Raw genomic sequence first — 14,900 nt, 5'->3', positions numbered from 1 at the left:
AACGATACGCAACGCGTAGCGTATTCTGACTCCATGGCAACAGCTCTCATCACGGGCGGGACCTCCGGCATCGGCGCCGCTTTCGCACGAGCGCTCGCCGGACGGGGCTACGACCTCGTGCTCGTCGCGCGGGACGTGGACCGTCTGGAGCAGTCGGCGGCTGAGCTGCGCAAGACCGGCCGCTCCGTCGAGATACTTGGAGCCGACCTCGCCGATCGCGAGCAGGTGGCGACCGTGGCCGATCGTCTGTCCGACGCGGGCCGTCCCATCGACGTGCTCGTGAACAACGCGGGCTTCGGCATGCACGCCCGTCTCCTCGACGAGGACACGAGCGAGTTCGACCGGGCCTTCGAGGTGATGGGGCGTGCCGTCTACGTGCTCTCGGGGGCGGCGGCGCGAACGATGCGGGAGCGTGGCCGCGGCACGATCATCAACGTCTCGAGCACCGCCGGCTTCATCACGATGGGCATGTACTCGGCCCTCAAAGCCTTCGTCACGACCTACAGCGAGGGCCTCTCGGTCGAACTCGCGGGCACCGGCGTCCGCGTCACCGCCGTCTGCCCGGGGTGGGTGCACACCGAATTCCACGAACGCGCGGGCATCAGCACCTCCTCGATCCCCTCGGCCCTCTGGATCGACGCGGACCGACTGGCGCAGGACGGCCTACGCGACGCGGGTCGAGGCGTCGTCGTCTCGATCCCCAGCCACCGCTTCCAGACGCTCATCTGGCTCGCCCGTCATGCGCCGCGCTCGCTCATCCGCGAGGTGTCAGGCCGTCTGTCCTCGAGTCGTCGGAAGCCTGTGGCATCAGCGACCGGAGCGGGGCGGATCGGATGACGACCGAGGCCAGATTCACGTCGACCGCGCACGCGTGCGCACGGTTCGTCGCGCAGCGGCTCCTGCTGAAACCGCTCGTCTGGTCGCTCACCCGCGTCACCGTCCACGGCCGCGATCATCTGCAAGCGGTGGAGGGGACCTTCATCGTCGTCGCAAATCACAGCTCGCACCTCGACGCGCCGCTCGTCGTCGGAGCCCTCCCGCGGCGCCTGTCCAGGTATCTCGCGGCAGGGGTCGCCGCCGACTACTTCTTCGACGTCCCCTGGCGGCGCTGGTTCGCGGCCCTCTTCTTCAACGCCTACCCCGTGGACCGCAGCGGTGACCGGCGACGATCCGGCATGTCGAAGGAACTCCTCACGAGCGGCGTCCCGCTCCTCCTCTTCCCCGAGGGCGGTCGGTCGAGCACCGGCCGGCTCGGCACGTTCAAACCGGGGGCCGCAGCGCTCGCCTCCTCGCAGCAGATCCCGTGCGTTCCCGTCGTCGTCGTCGGCTCACACGAGGCGATGCCGAAGGGCCGCAACTGGCCGATCCCCGGGCGCCCGCGCGTCGACGTCGTCTTCGGCGAACCGATGCGTCCCCGACCGGGGGAGACCCCCGTCCAACTGACCGAGCGGATCGTGGCGCAGGTCATCGCACTCCGCGCATCGATCGAGCCGAAGCCGCCCGTCATGTGGGATGCTCGGTCCCAGCGGGCGCAGACGACCGAGGACCATCCGCAGCAGGACGATCTGCGCGGCACCCGACGAGAGGAAACCGGATGAGCACAGTGCAGCACATGAAGTGGTGGGGCTGGGGAGTCGAGGGCGTGGCGTTCACGTACGGCAACAAGCCGGACTTCGCCCCCTTCGTCAAGAAGGCCGTCGGACTCGATCTGAGCGTCGCTCCCGAGTCACCCATCAGCTTCGATGAGCTCACCGTGCCGCCTTCGCGAGCCACTCCGGAGTTCCTCGCGGAGTTCTCCACGCTCATCGGGCAGGGCCACGTGTCCACCGACGATCACGACCGCGTCGTCCACACGTACGGCAAGAGCATCCGCGACCTGCTCCGCATCCGCGCGAACCACCTTCCACGCACCCCGGACGTCGTCCTGTACCCGGCCGATGAGCACGAGGTGCAGCTCATCGTCGACGCCGCCGTCGCCGCGAACGCCGTCATCATCCCCTTCGGCGGTGGCACGAACATCTCCGGCAGCCTCGAACCGCAGCCGCAGGAGGAACGGACGATCATCTCCCTCGACACGGGCCGGCTCGCGCGCGTGCTCGACATCGATGAGGAGTCAGGGCTGGCTCGCATCCAGGCCGGTGCACAGGGTCCCGACATCGAGAAGCAGCTCGCGGAGCGCGGCTGGACGATGGGGCACTTCCCGGACAGCTTCACGCACTCGACCCTCGGCGGTTGGGTGGCGACGCGGTCCTCCGGCATGCAGTCCGACAAGTACGGTGACATCGCCGACATCGTCCGTGGGCTGCGTCTCGTGCGCCCGGGCGGCATCGTCGACCTCCGCCCCGTGCCGAGCGCTTCGACCGGTCCGAGCGTCCGCGAGATGATCGTCGGCAGTGAGGGACGGCTCGGCGTCATCACCGAGGTCGTGGTGCAGGTGCACCGCGTGCCCGCCGTCCGTGAGGTCCTCGGATACTTCTTCCCCACGTGGAAGGCCGGGATGGCGGCGATGCGGGAGATCGCCGAGAGTGATGCCAGCCCGTCGATCACCCGCATCTCCGACGCCCGCGAGAGCGGTTTCTCCTTCGCGACGCGCAAGGCGAGCACCGGCATCACCGCGGCCGGGACGAATGCGCTCATGCGTGTGCTGACGGCGCGGGGCTGGAACCTCGACGAGCTGTGCCTGTCGTTCATCGGCTACGAGGGCTCCGCATCGCACGTGCGGTACGAGAAGCACCTCGTCGGTTCGATCATCCGCAAGCACGGCGGCATCGGCGTCGGCAAGGGTCCGGGCGCCCTGTACGACCAGAAGAAGTTCGACACGCCCTACATCCGCGACTTCCTGCTGGATCGGGGTGCTGCCGCGGACGTCTCGGAGACGGCCGCACCGTGGTCGCGGCTCCAGGAGGTCTACGACGAGACGATCGCCGCGGCGAACCGCGTGTACGACGAGCTCGGCGTGCACGGCTGGATCATGTGCCATCTCTCGCACTCGTACCACTCGGGCGCGTGCCTGTACTTCACGTTCGCGTTCGTGACCGGCGACGACCCGCTGGGCGAGTACCAGCAGGTGAAGTCGGCCGTGCAGCAGGCGTTCATCGACCACGGTGCGACGCTCTCGCACCACCACGCCGTGGGCGTCGAGCACGCGCCGTGGATGGAACAGGACCTGTCCGAGGAGGGTGTCGCGCTCATGCGCGGCCTCTTCACGAGCGCCGATCCTGGCGAGCACTTCAACCCGGGGAAGATCCTCGCGCGCTGAGGCACTTCGACAGGCTCAGTGACCGGGCACCGGTCCCTGAGCCCGTCGGTCCCTGAGTGGGCCGGTCCCTGAGCCCGTCGAAGGGCTCCGGTCCCTGAGCCTGTCGAAGGGTGGGGTTCATCGCTCTCGGCGCAGGTGTTGATCGGTGTTCGTGTCGTCTGCAGGAGTGGTGGGCCCAGGTGGTGACGTGTAGAAGTGCACGAGCCAGACGAGCGGGCCGACCATCGGAATCAGCAGGACGAGCGCGAGCCAGAGTCCCTGCGGCGCGTGTCTCCAACGAAGCATCACCGTGACGATCGCCCACAGGAGGAGCAGGAACCACACAGCGGTCAACGCTGTCTGACCGACACCCCATCCCGGAGGGAGCTGGACGTCGTCGGTCACCGCGGAACTCCTTCGATCGATGGTCTTGCACGTCACACCATAACAAATTCGATGTGTGATATGGGAGTACAGTTCGGCAGGCTCAGTGACCGGGTTCCGGCCCCTGAGCTTGTCGAAGGGTGGAGCTATCGACGAGGGTCAGCGGTACTCGGCGGCACGGAAGAGGCGCACCGGGCGGGGGAGCGACGCCGGGAGGCGCAACCGGAGCGCCCCCGGATCGATCGTCATCCTCGCCCAGACGACCTTGCCGATCTCATCGCCGTCGGCCTGCAACGTCGCCTCCGGGGTGATCCGCAGTTCGAGGCTCGTCGCCGTCGCATACCGGAAGGAATCCGTGTTCACGGTCGACGGACCCGACGGCACGATGACCTCTCTGGGCGCAGCGGGACCGCGGGAGGGTCGCCGCATGCGCGCGACCGGGTTGTTGAACCGGTGCAACCAACGGGTGACCCGCGGACCGTCGACGTGATCGAGCGAGCGGACCATCAGCACGTCGAGCAGCCCGTCGTCGATGAGCGCGTCCGGCAGCACGCGGAAGCCCGCCGTCAGGGTCCCGCAGTTGCCGACGAAGAGCGAGTGGAGCAGCGCGGCCTGTTCGCGCTCGCCGTTCAACGTGTAGACGACACGAGGACGGTCTCGACGGAGGAGCCCGCGCACGATGGGGCCGACGTAGGCGACCCAGCCGATCCGACGTTTGAGGACGGGATCGGTCAGCGTCACCATGTCCGCGTCGACGCCGAACCCCGTCATCACGAGGAACGGCGTCTCACCGGGTCGGTCATCGATCGTGCGGTACTCGAGGAGCCCGAGGTCGATCGGATGGTCGTTGCCCGTGAACGCCGCCTGCACGGCGGCGGGGAGGTCGCCGAGCGGGATGCCCGCGTTCCTGGCGAGGAGGTTCGCGGTGCCGGCCGGGACCACGGCGAACGCCTCCGGCCTGCCCCGCATCGCCGATCCCACCGCCCGGACCGTGCCGTCGCCGCCCGCTGCGATGATCAATTCCACGCCGGCCGCGACGGCCTCGGTGACGAGTTCGTCACCCGTGCGGTCGAGTGCGGTGGGGATCCACAGGCTCGGCGCCCAGCCAGCGTCCGCCTCGGTGCGCTCGACGGCGCGACGGAGCTTGGCGATGGCGACCCGAGCCGGGTTGTAGAGGACGGCGGCGCGAGGTCGAGCGACGCCGGGTTCGGGGCGGTCCGGACGGACGGACCGATCCGGTCGGTGTGCCGGAGCGTCACTCGTGCTGCTCATGCACCCATCCTGCACCGCTCACGCCGCGAGTGCCGGCCACAGCACCGAGAGCACCTGGTCGGCCCAGTCGTCGTCCATGTCCGCTCCACGGACCAATTGGCCGAGGACGGCTCCGAGGAGCAGCGTCGTGACGAGGACGGGATCGAGATCGTCCTTGAGGTCTCCCGTGCCGATCCGGTCCTCGATGAGCACGGAGAGCGTCCGGGCGCGGTCGCGGGTGAGGCCGCGGAGGAGTCCGGAGAACTCGGGGTCGTCCTGCAGCAGGATCGACGCGATCGTGCCTCGACCGACGACGTCCTCGATCATCATGCGGGCTTCGCCGAGGAGCCATCGGAAGGTGTCGTAGGTGGAGAGGTCGTCGGGGATCTCGACGGAGGTCGCCATCGCGCGACCCACCGCGGCCTGGAGGAGCTCGGAGCGGTTGCGGTAGCGACGGTAGATCGTGGTCTTGGCGACGCCCGTCGTCTCGGCGACGGCTTCGATGTTGACGGCGACGGAACCGCGAGTGCGCATGAGGTCGAGGGCAGCGTCGAGGATGCGATCGCTCATCACCTGCGAGCGGGTCGCTCGTCGTGACTCCGTCATGCGCACGCCCTCCTCACCTCGTGTCGAACCGGGCCGACCGGATAAAGCGCTACGCCTACCGTAGCGTAAGGCGACTTTCCCCGCCAAACCAGGGGATTTCACACAGTTGTTGGTCAGCTGGGCGCGAACATCGACGCCCGATCCGGCTCCGGGACGCCCCGCGGTCGGTCGAGGCGCGCCGACCGCCTACCCTTGGTGAGTGGCACATCTCCTCGGCGCAGAATCCCTCCATCTCGAATACCCGACCAAAGTCGTCTTCGACGACGTGACGATCGGCGTGAACGAAGGCGACCGCATCGGCATCGTCGGCCGCAACGGCGACGGCAAGTCGACGCTCCTCGGCCTGCTCGCCGGCCGCACGGAACCCGACGGCGGGCGCGTCACCGTCCGCAACGGCGTGACCGTCGGCGTCCTCGACCAGTCCGACACGCTCGACGGCAGCCGCACGGTCGCGGACACGATCGTCGGCTCCTTCGACGAGCACGAGTGGGCGGGCGACCCCAAGGTCCGCGACGTCATCTCCGGCCTCGCCTCCGACATCCCCTGGGAAGCGCTCGTCTCCGACCTGAGCGGTGGTCAGCGCCGCCGCGTCGCGCTCGCGGCCCTCCTCGTCGGCGACCACGACATCCTCTTCCTCGACGAGCCCACCAACCACCTCGACGTCGAGGGCATCACATGGTTGGCGGCACACCTCAACCGCCGCTGGTCGCGCAACTCCGGCGGCCTCCTCGTCGTGACGCACGACCGGTGGTTCCTCGATGCGATCTGCACGGCCACCTGGGAAGTCCACGACCGCATCGTCGAACCGTTCGAAGGCGGTTACGCGGCCTACATCCTGCAGCGCGTCGAGCGCGACCGTTCCGCGGCCGTGAGCGAGTCGAAGCGCCAGAACCTCATGAAGAAGGAGCTCGCCTGGCTCCGCCGCGGGGCCCCGGCACGCACGGCCAAGCCGAAGTTCCGCATCGAGGCCGCGAACGCCCTCATCGCCGACGAGCCGCCGGTCCGCAACACGGTCGAACTCGCGAGCATGGCCACGGCGCGCCTCGGCAAGGACGTCGTCGACATCCTCGACGTCACCGTCTCCTACGAGGACAAGACGGTGCTCAAGGGCATCGAATGGCTCATCGCCCCGGGGGAGCGGACGGGCATCCTCGGCGTCAACGGCGCCGGCAAGTCCACGCTCCTCGGCCTCGTGACGGGCGAAGTGCATCCGACGACTGGCCGGGTGAAGCGCGGCAAGACCGTGCGCGTCGCTACCCTGACGCAGCAGCTGAGCGAGCTCGCCGAGTTCGAGAAGGACCGCGTCAGCGACGTCATCGGCCAGAAGCGGACCACGTACGTGGCCGGTGGCAAGGAGATGACGCCGAGCCAGCTGCTCGAACGCCTCGGCTTCACGAGCGCGCAGCTCCAGACGCCCGTCAAGGACCTGTCCGGTGGGCAGCGCCGTCGCCTCCAGCTGCTGCTCATCCTCCTCGACGAGCCCAACGTCCTCGTCCTCGACGAACCGACGAACGACCTCGACACGGACATGCTCGCCGCGATGGAGGACCTCCTCGACTCATGGCCGGGCACGCTCCTCGTCGTCTCGCACGACCGGTACTTCCTCGAGCGCGTGACGGACCAGCAGTACGCGATTCTCGACGGCACCTTCCGGCACCTGCCCGGCGGCGTCGACCAGTATCTCGAACTCAACCAGCAGACCGCCGGTCAGCGATCACTTGAGCACGACCGCCCCACGGCGTCCGGTGCACCCGCGAGCGCAGCGTCAGGTGCGGCATCGGCTCCGGGGAGTTCCTTGAGCGGCGCGGAGCTGCGCGCCGTCCAGAAGGAGATCTCCGCCATCGGTCGTCGCCTGCAGAAGCTCGACGGGCTGAAGGCGAAGGCCCACGAGGACCTCGCCTCGCACGACCAGTCGGACTACGAGGGCATCACCGCGCTCGGCACCCAGCTGCGAACGCTCGAGGACGAGGTCGGCACGCTCGAGCTCCGCTGGCTCGAGCTCTCCAAACTCACCGAGTAGGGTCGTCCGCCCGACGGCACGCGATGCGCCTCGGGACGTCTCTCACACACCTCCCCGAGCAGCGCCCCGCGACCCGACACTCGTCGCGGATTTCACAGACCGGACACCCGCCACAAGCGACGGTCCGCGGCTCTGGACGGGTCCGACACCACGGACCGGAGTCCTTGTGTTACGTATCGGTTCGACCGATGCAACCCGCACGCCTAACGTTGAAGGATCGCGACTCACCCGTGGACAGCACCGCGGACGCAGCCCCCTTCGCTCCACCCGAACCACACCTAGAGGAACCACCATCATGAGACTCAGCAAGAAGCTCCTTGCGGCAGCAGCCGTCATCCCCCTCGTCGCACTCCTCGCCGGCTGCGCAAGCGGCGCCGGCGAATCCGGCGGCGACGACAAGGGCACCTCCGGCAACCCGGTCAAGATCGGCGTCGTCGGCGCGAGCGACCCCTACTGGGAGACCTACAAGAAGGCCGCGGCCGACGAAGGCATCTCCGTCGACATCGTCGACTTCGCCGAGTACACGCAGCCGAACCCGGCACTGACCGAGGGTGAGATCGACCTCAACCAGTTCCAGCACATCGTCTACCTCGCGCAGTACAACGAGTCCGCGAAGCAGGACCTGACGCCCATCGGTTCCACCGCGATCTACCCGCTCGGCCTGTACTCGACCAAGGTCAAGAGCGTCAAGGAGATCAAGGAGGGCGACACCGTCGCCATCCCGAACGACGAGAGCAACCTCTCGCGCGGCCTCCTCGTCCTCCAGTCCGCAGGGCTCGTGAAGCTCAAGGACGGCGGCAACATCTTCTCGACCGTCGACGACGTGCTCCCCGAGTCCAAGGTCAAGGTCACGACGCTCGAAGCGTCGCTCACCCCGACCTCGCTCCCGGACGTCGCCGCTGCGATCATCAACAACGACTTCATCACGGACGCGGGCCTCAAGGCATCCGACGCGATCGCGCAGGACGACCCGTCCGACCCGAACGCCCTGCCCTACGTCAACATCTTCGCCGCCAAGGCGAAGGACAAGGACAACGCGACCTACCTGAAGCTCGTCAAGATCTACCAGGACACGAAGGACGTCACCGATGGCGTCGTCGAGAACTCCGGCGGAACCGCCGTGGTCCTCAAGACCCCTGTCGCCGACCTCGTGAAGTCGCTCGCTACCGTCCAGAAGGACATCGCGAACAAGAAGTAATTTCGTCCGACAATCGTCGTGCAACTCTCGATGCGTTCCCGTGGCAGACTGTCCGTCTGTCGCTGGAACGCATCGGGCGTTTCATCCATCACCTGCAGCTGAGGATCCCGTGCCCCTAGTCAGCCTCCGCGGCGTCGCGAAACGCTACCCCTCACCGAACCGGGGAGGCGAACCGATCTCCGCGATCGACGGCGTCGACCTCGACATCGAAGCCGGCGACGTCTACGGCATCATCGGCTACTCCGGCGCGGGCAAGTCGACCCTCGTCCGGCTCATCAACGCGCTCGAACCGGCAACGTCCGGCAGCATCGTCGTCGACGGCACGGACATCACCGGACTTCCGGAGCGGGGCCTTCGCGAATTGCGCCTCGGCATCGGCATGATCTTCCAGCAGTTCAACCTCTTCAACTCGCGAACCGTCCGGCGGAACATCTCCTACCCGCTCGAGGTCGCGAAGCTCCCCAAGGCGAAGATCACCGAGCGCGTGGACGAACTCCTCGAATTCGTCGGTCTCGCCGACAAGGCCAACAGCTACCCCGACCAGCTCTCCGGGGGGCAGAAGCAGCGCGTCGGCATCGCCCGCGCCCTCGCGACGTCTCCGCGCATCCTCCTCGCCGACGAGGCGACGAGCGCCCTCGACCCGGAGACGACGCAGGAGGTGCTCGCGCTCCTGAAGCGCGTGAACCGCGACTTCGGCATCACGATCGTCATCATCACGCACGAGATGGACGTCATCCAGAGCCTCGCGACGAAGGTCGCGGTCATGGAGAACGGCCGCGTCATCGAGCACGGCGAAGTGTTCGACGTGTTCTCGAACCCGCAGCACGCCGCCTCCCGCAAGTTCGTCGCGACCGTGGTCAAGGGCGTCCCGTCACCCGCCGAACTGGACGTGCTGCGCGAGCGCCACGGAGGCCGCATCGTCACGCTCTCCTTCCGCGACGGCGACGTCTCGCAGGCGAGCGTCTTCCTCACCCTCGCGGAGGCCGGCATCGGTTTCGAACTCGTCTACGGCGGCATCAACGACATCCAGGGCAAGGCGTTCGGTCACCTGACCCTCGCCCTCCGCGGCGATGACGGGGCGATCGATGCGGCGCTCGCGACCATCGGCGAACGCACGACCGTGACGGAGGTGCGCTGATGGACCACCTCATCGACCTGCTGCCCAAGCTCCTCCAGGCGAGCTGGGAGACTCTCTTCCTCGTCGTCCTCAGCCTCTTCTTCGGCGGCATCGGCGGCTTCATCGTCGGCCTCGGGCTCTACACGACGAGGCCGGGCAACATCCTCTCCAACAAGTGGGTGTTCAACGTCCTCAACGTGATCGTCAACGTGTTCCGGCCGATCCCGTTCATCATCTTCCTCGCCGCAGCGCAGCCGCTCGCTCGTCTCGTCGTCGGCACGGGCATCGGCAATCCGGCGTTCATCTTCATCATCTCGCTCGCCGCGACGTTCGGGATCAGCCGCATCGTCGAGCAGAACCTGCTGACCGTGTCGCCCGGTGTCATCGAGGCGTCTCGTGCGGCCGGTGCCAGCCGCCTGCGGACGATCTTCCGGATCATCGTGCCGGAGGCGCTCGGACCGCTCATCCTCGGCTACACCTTCATCTTCGTGGTGCTCGTCGACATGTCGGCGGTCGCCGGCTTCGTCGGCGGTGGTGGCCTCGGCGCCTTCGCGATCCAGTGGGGCTTCCGGCAGTTCGAGCCGATCGTCACCTGGGCGGCCGTGCTCATCATCATCCTGCTCGTGCAGGCCGTGCAGTTCTTCGGCAACTGGCTGGCCAGGCGGATCCTGCGCCGCTGAGCTCGCCCCGCGCCTCCACGCCCTGCCCGCCCCCAAACCTCCGTTTTCGTGCAAGAAGTGCCGTGCAAAACGGGCGGATTGCATGAAAACGGAGGTTTGGCGGAGGGGATCGCGACGAACGCGGATGAACCCTATGCTCGTCGCATGAGCGAGGGCATCACCAATCGGTACCGCGAACTGTTCGACACAGGACGAAACACCGACCGCACCGTGTTCTTCAGCGACGCCGTCATGGCCATCGCGATGACCCTCCTCGTCCTCGAGATCCGGATCCCCGACGTGCCTGGAGATCGGCTGTGGCAGGCGATCGTGGGGGAGTGGGACACGATCTCCGCCTACCTGCTGAGTTTCGTGATCATCGGCATGAACTGGATCTTCCACCACCGCAAGTTCGTCGCGATCGGCCGGTACGACGCAGGTTTGCAGTGGATCAACCTCCTGTTCCTGCTGTTCATCGCGGTCCTCCCGCTCCCGACGCGCATGCTGAGCGAGTACGGCGCGAACCGTGTGGCGGTCATCTGCTACGCCGGCGTGCTGAGCGCCACTGCGCTCGCCCAGACCTGGCTCTGGGTCCACGCCTGGCGGCGCGGCCTCATGAAGCCCGAGATCGACCACGCCGCCTACCGCTACGTGCTCGACAACCAGTTGCCGCAGCCCATCGTGTTCGGCCTCTCGATCCTCATCTGCCTGTTCATCGATCCGCAGGTCGCGATGTGGTTCTGGATCGCGCTCTTCCCGGCCCAGTGGCTCGTCGGGAGGCTCGCGACGAGGCGCGCCGAAGTGGAGAGCGGGCGGGAGGGCTCTGCCGACGCCGGCACGAACACCGGACCCGGCACCGGACCCGCCTGACGTTCGACGCCGCCGCTCAGGCCTGCTGCTCGCCCGCCTGATCGAGGTCGAGGCTGAGCTTCCGGAGCAGGACGGCAAGTCGGGCCTGCTCGCCATTGCTGAGCCCTCCGAGGAGATCGGCCTCCGCATCGACGAGTCGGGTGATCGCGGCATCGACCGTGTTGAGCCCGGAGTTCGTCATCAGGACCAGGATGCCGCGGCCGTCGTTGGGATCGCCCTGGCGCTCCACAAGCTTCCGCTCGACGAGCCGGTCGATGCGGTTCGTCATCGTCCCGCTCGACACGAGGGTCTGCTGCAGGAGGGCCTTGGGGCTCAAACGGTACGGAGATCCCGCACGACGGAGCGCCGCGAGCACATCGAACTCCCACGGCTCGAGGTTCGACCGGGTGAAGGCGGCACGTCTCGCGCGGTCCACCTGGCGCGCCAGACGGGCGACGCGGGACAACACCTGCAGCGGCGCGAAGTCGAGATCTGGGCGCTCACGGTTCCACGCATCGACGATGCGATCGACCTCATCACTGCTTCCGGGCATCTGTCCATTATCGAGGGAGTCGTGTCCGGATTGGCCAGTCGAAGCCCTCACGGCTCGTTTCCGGCCGACCGTCTGGCAGAATTGACACGGCCGACCCGGTGTGGTCGGTGGTCCGCCATAGTGTAACGGCAGCACGGCAGCCTTTGGAGCTGTTCGGTCCAGGTTCGAATCCTGGTGGCGGAGCCGAAACAGACAGCAGCACCGAACGGGGATTCGGCCTGCACATCTCGAGAAGAGGGACCCGTGACCGACAACCGTCTCGCCATCGTCATCCTGGCCGCTGGCCAGGGCACCCGCATGAAGTCCGCGACGCCCAAGCTCCTGCACCCGCTCGCCGGCGTGCCGATCATCGGGCACGTGCTCGCCACCGCGCGGACGCTCGACGCGGTGCAGACGATCGCCGTCGTGCGCCATGAACGCGACCGCCTCGTCGAGGTCATCGGTGCGGAGCTGCCGGACGCCGTGATCGTCGACCAGGACGAGGTCCCCGGTACCGGGCGCGCCGTCGAGCTCGCCCTCGCTGCGATCCCTGCCGACTTCACGGGCGACGTCCTCGTCGTCAACGGCGACGTCCCGCTCCTCGACGCCGGAACGCTCAGCGAACTCATCGAGCGTCACCGCGAGCGCCCCGTCGCCGCCACCATCCTCTCCACCTTCCCCGAGGACGCCGCCGGCTACGGCCGCATCATCCGCACCGCGGCGGGCGCGCTCGACTACATCGTCGAGCAGAAGGACGCGAACGACGCCGAGCGGGCCGTCGGCGAGATCAACGCCGGCATCTACCTCTTCGGTGTCAACCAGCTCCGCGACGCCCTCGCCGAGGTCACGACCGACAACGCGCAGGGCGAGAAGTACCTGACCGATGTGATCGGCCTCCTCCGTCGCGCCGGATCCGAGGTCTCCGCGCTGCCCGTCGGCGAGTCCTGGCTCGTCGAGGGCATCAACGACCGTGCACAGCTGAGCGCTGCGGCGGCCAAGCTCAACGCGCTCCTCGTCCGCGGCTGGCAGCTCGCCGGCGTGACCGTTCAGGATCCCGCGACCACGTGGATCGACATCAAGGCGAAGCTCGCGCCCGACGTGACGCTCCTCCCCGGCACGCAGATCCTCGGCGCGACCGTCGTCGAGACCGGCGCCGTCATCGGTCCGGACACGACGCTCGTCGACACCGAGGTGGGCGAGGGGGCGCAGGTCCGCCGCACCGATGCCACGCTGTCCGTCATCGAGGCGGGGGCGACCGTCGGCCCGTTCTCCTTCCTGCGCCCCGGCACGGTCCTCGGCGCCGACGGCAAGATCGGCGCGTTCGTCGAAACGAAGAACGCGAAGATCGGCCGCGGCAGCAAGGTGCCGCACCTCAGCTACGTGGGCGACACGGTCGTCGGCGAACACTCGAACATCGGCGCCGGGACGATCACCTCCAACTACGACGGCGTGAACAAGCACCGGACGACGGTCGGTTCGCATGTCCGAACGGGCGCGCACAACACCTTCGTCGCGCCCGTCACCATCGGCGACGGCGCGTACTCCGGCGCCGGCGCGGTCATCCGCAAGGACGTTCCCGCCGGGTCGCTCGCCATGAGCGTCGCCCCGCAGCGCAACATCGCCGGCTGGGTCGCCGAGAAGCGGGCCGGGACCGCGGCCGACGAGGCGGCTCGTGCAGTGGAGACCGCTGCTGCTGTGGACGCTGCTGCCGCGGACGCCGCGCCGGAGACTGACGACGGGCACGCCGTCACCTCCGCGTAGACCGTATCCGTGTCGGACGACGACGCCACTCCTGGTAACGTCGACTAGTGGGCGACGCCGGCATTCCCGGCAGAAGGCAGGGGCTGTGTCAGGCATCACCACCGAGAACAAGAAGCGACTCGTACTCGTCTCCGGGAGGGCCCACCCGGCACTCGCCGAAGCGATCGCGGAAGAGCTCGAATCAGAACTCGTCCCCACGGACGCGAGGACCTTCGCCAACGGTGAGATCTACGCCCGCTACGACGACAGCATCCGCGGCAGCGACGTCTTCGTCATCCAGTCGCACTCCGCTCCCATCAACGAGTGGCTCATGGAGCAGCTCATCATGGTCGACGCGGCCAAGCGTGCCAGCGCCAAGCGCATCACGGTCGTCGCACCGTTCTACCCCTACGCGCGTCAGGACAAGAAGGGCCGAGGCCGCGAGCCGATCTCCGCCCGACTCGTCGCCGACCTCTTCAAGGCCGCCGGCGCCGACCGCATCATGTCGGTCGATCTCCACGCCGCACAGATCCAGGGTTTCTTCGACGGCCCCGTCGACCACCTGTTCGCGATGCCCGTGCTCCTCGAGCACTTCCGCGCGAAGCTCGACCCGTCGACGCTGACGGTCGTCTCGCCGGACATGGGTCGCGTCCGCGTCGCCGACATCTGGAGCGACAAGCTCGGTGCGCCGCTCGCCATCATCCACAAGCGTCGCGATCCGCTCGTCCCCAACCAGGTGAGCGTGCACGAGATCGTCGGCCAGGTCGAGGGGCGTGTCTGCCTCCTCGTCGACGACCTCATCGACACCGGCCGCACGATCGTCAAGGCCGCTGAAGCGCTCAAGAAGGCCGGCGCCATCGGCGTCGTCGTCGCTGCCACGCACGCGGTGTTCTCCGATCCGGCCGTCGAACTGCTGCAGAGCGACGCCATCGACTCGGTCGTCGTGACCGACACGCTCCCCGTCGAGGAGGCGAAGCGCTTCGACAAGCTCACGGTGCTGTCGATCGCTCCGCTCATCGCCCGCGCCATCCACGAGGTCTTCGACGACGGTTCCGTCACGTCGATGTTCGACGGCGCCGCCTGAGCACTGCTGCACCTGCACACGCACCTGCTGCACGAGTTCCACCACCCGAACGCCTTGGCTCCGGCCGGGGCGTTCGTCGTCTGCCGACGTCCTGGGCCGTCGTCCTGTGCCTCGCACCGGGCGCTGTGCTCGAGCCTCCCGCACCGCCACCGAGGGGTTGCACAATTCAGGACTATTTTCAGAATTCAGGACGATCGACCGGCGTGTCCGGCTGAATCGTCC

General features: G+C 67.9%; 14 protein-coding genes and 1 tRNA gene. 11 read left to right on the top strand and 4 right to left on the bottom strand.

Translation table 11 applies throughout. The features are described from left to right. The first annotated feature begins 33 nt into the window (after positions 1 to 33). From ACQ3HB_RS08980 to ACQ3HB_RS08970, 3 genes are read left to right on the top strand one after another with little or no spacing between them, the layout of a single operon-like run. Positions 34 to 837, top strand: a complete 804-nt coding sequence (locus ACQ3HB_RS08980) for an SDR family NAD(P)-dependent oxidoreductase (protein ID WP_430919622.1) — start codon at positions 34 to 36, stop codon at positions 835 to 837. Further along, positions 834 to 1,598 carry a lysophospholipid acyltransferase family protein gene (locus tag ACQ3HB_RS08975; RefSeq protein WP_430919621.1) on the top strand — a complete coding sequence of 255 codons (765 nt, stop codon included), beginning with the start codon at positions 834 to 836 and terminating at the stop codon, positions 1,596 to 1,598. Before ACQ3HB_RS08980 ends, ACQ3HB_RS08975 begins: the two co-directional genes overlap by 4 nt. Then, positions 1,595 to 3,259 (top strand): FAD-binding oxidoreductase, encoded by a 1,665-nt coding sequence (locus ACQ3HB_RS08970; RefSeq protein WP_430919620.1) that lies wholly within the window; start codon positions 1,595 to 1,597, stop codon positions 3,257 to 3,259. The genes ACQ3HB_RS08975 and ACQ3HB_RS08970 overlap by 4 nt, the downstream gene beginning before the upstream one ends. A 117-nt stretch (positions 3,260 to 3,376) precedes the next feature. Here ACQ3HB_RS08970 and ACQ3HB_RS08965 read toward each other — a convergent pair whose 3' ends face one another. The 3 genes from ACQ3HB_RS08965 to ACQ3HB_RS08955 all read right to left on the bottom strand — a co-directional run bounded on the left by ACQ3HB_RS08965 (position 3,377) and on the right by ACQ3HB_RS08955 (position 5,479). Further along, complete coding sequence (locus ACQ3HB_RS08965; RefSeq protein WP_430919619.1) at positions 3,377 to 3,643, bottom strand: hypothetical protein; 267 nt, start codon at positions 3,641 to 3,643, stop codon at positions 3,377 to 3,379. Between the two features lie 138 nt (positions 3,644 to 3,781). Continuing rightward, positions 3,782 to 4,894 (bottom strand): diacylglycerol/lipid kinase family protein, encoded by a 1,113-nt coding sequence (locus tag ACQ3HB_RS08960; protein ID WP_430919618.1) that lies wholly within the window; start codon positions 4,892 to 4,894, stop codon positions 3,782 to 3,784. 18 nt (positions 4,895 to 4,912) lie between these two features. Beyond that, positions 4,913 to 5,479, bottom strand: coding sequence for a TetR/AcrR family transcriptional regulator (locus ACQ3HB_RS08955; RefSeq protein WP_430919617.1), 567 nt, complete (start codon positions 5,477 to 5,479; stop codon positions 4,913 to 4,915). A gap of 199 nt (positions 5,480 to 5,678) precedes the next feature. On the opposite strand from ACQ3HB_RS08955, the gene ACQ3HB_RS08950 reads away from it, so the two are divergent. The 5 genes from ACQ3HB_RS08950 to ACQ3HB_RS08930 all read left to right on the top strand — a co-directional run bounded on the left by ACQ3HB_RS08950 (position 5,679) and on the right by ACQ3HB_RS08930 (position 11,343). Continuing rightward, positions 5,679 to 7,499: an ABC-F family ATP-binding cassette domain-containing protein gene (locus tag ACQ3HB_RS08950; protein ID WP_430919616.1), complete on the top strand. Its 1,821-nt coding sequence runs from the start codon at positions 5,679 to 5,681 to the stop codon at positions 7,497 to 7,499. Positions 7,500 to 7,794: 295 nt separating this feature from the next. Beyond that, entirely contained in the window at positions 7,795 to 8,697 is a 903-nt protein-coding gene (locus tag ACQ3HB_RS08945) for a MetQ/NlpA family ABC transporter substrate-binding protein (RefSeq protein ID WP_430919615.1), read from the top strand. A gap of 109 nt (positions 8,698 to 8,806) precedes the next feature. Then, on the top strand, positions 8,807 to 9,835 hold the full coding sequence (locus tag ACQ3HB_RS08940) for a methionine ABC transporter ATP-binding protein (protein ID WP_430919613.1): 1,029 nt from the start codon (positions 8,807 to 8,809) through the stop codon (positions 9,833 to 9,835). Further along, positions 9,835 to 10,494, top strand: a complete 660-nt coding sequence (locus ACQ3HB_RS08935; protein WP_430919612.1) for a methionine ABC transporter permease — start codon at positions 9,835 to 9,837, stop codon at positions 10,492 to 10,494. Before ACQ3HB_RS08940 ends, ACQ3HB_RS08935 begins: the two co-directional genes overlap by 1 nt. Before the next feature lie 144 nt (positions 10,495 to 10,638). After that, entirely contained in the window at positions 10,639 to 11,343 is a 705-nt protein-coding gene (locus ACQ3HB_RS08930) for a TMEM175 family protein (protein ID WP_430919611.1), read from the top strand. Between the two features lie 16 nt (positions 11,344 to 11,359). Here ACQ3HB_RS08930 and ACQ3HB_RS08925 read toward each other — a convergent pair whose 3' ends face one another. Then, positions 11,360 to 11,875, bottom strand: coding sequence for a MarR family winged helix-turn-helix transcriptional regulator (locus tag ACQ3HB_RS08925; RefSeq protein ID WP_430919610.1), 516 nt, complete (start codon positions 11,873 to 11,875; stop codon positions 11,360 to 11,362). Positions 11,876 to 11,986: 111 nt separating this feature from the next. On the opposite strand from ACQ3HB_RS08925, the gene ACQ3HB_RS08920 reads away from it, so the two are divergent. The 3 genes from ACQ3HB_RS08920 to ACQ3HB_RS08910 all read left to right on the top strand — a co-directional run bounded on the left by ACQ3HB_RS08920 (position 11,987) and on the right by ACQ3HB_RS08910 (position 14,678). Next, positions 11,987 to 12,058, top strand: a tRNA-Gln gene (locus ACQ3HB_RS08920). A 60-nt stretch (positions 12,059 to 12,118) separates the two neighbouring features. Then, the gene (glmU, locus tag ACQ3HB_RS08915) at positions 12,119 to 13,615 is read left to right on the top strand and encodes a bifunctional UDP-N-acetylglucosamine diphosphorylase/glucosamine-1-phosphate N-acetyltransferase GlmU (RefSeq protein ID WP_430919609.1); all 1,497 of its coding nucleotides are present in this window, start codon (positions 12,119 to 12,121) and stop codon (positions 13,613 to 13,615) included. 85 nt (positions 13,616 to 13,700) lie between these two features. Beyond that, complete coding sequence (locus ACQ3HB_RS08910) at positions 13,701 to 14,678, top strand: ribose-phosphate diphosphokinase (RefSeq protein WP_430919608.1); 978 nt, start codon at positions 13,701 to 13,703, stop codon at positions 14,676 to 14,678. Positions 14,679 to 14,900 lie beyond the last annotated feature (222 nt).

It is taken from the genome of Plantibacter lichenum, assembly GCF_050587525.1.
Lineage (GTDB): Bacteria > Actinomycetota > Actinomycetes > Actinomycetales > Microbacteriaceae > Plantibacter.
This window is presented reverse-complemented; position numbering and strand designations above follow the sequence as displayed.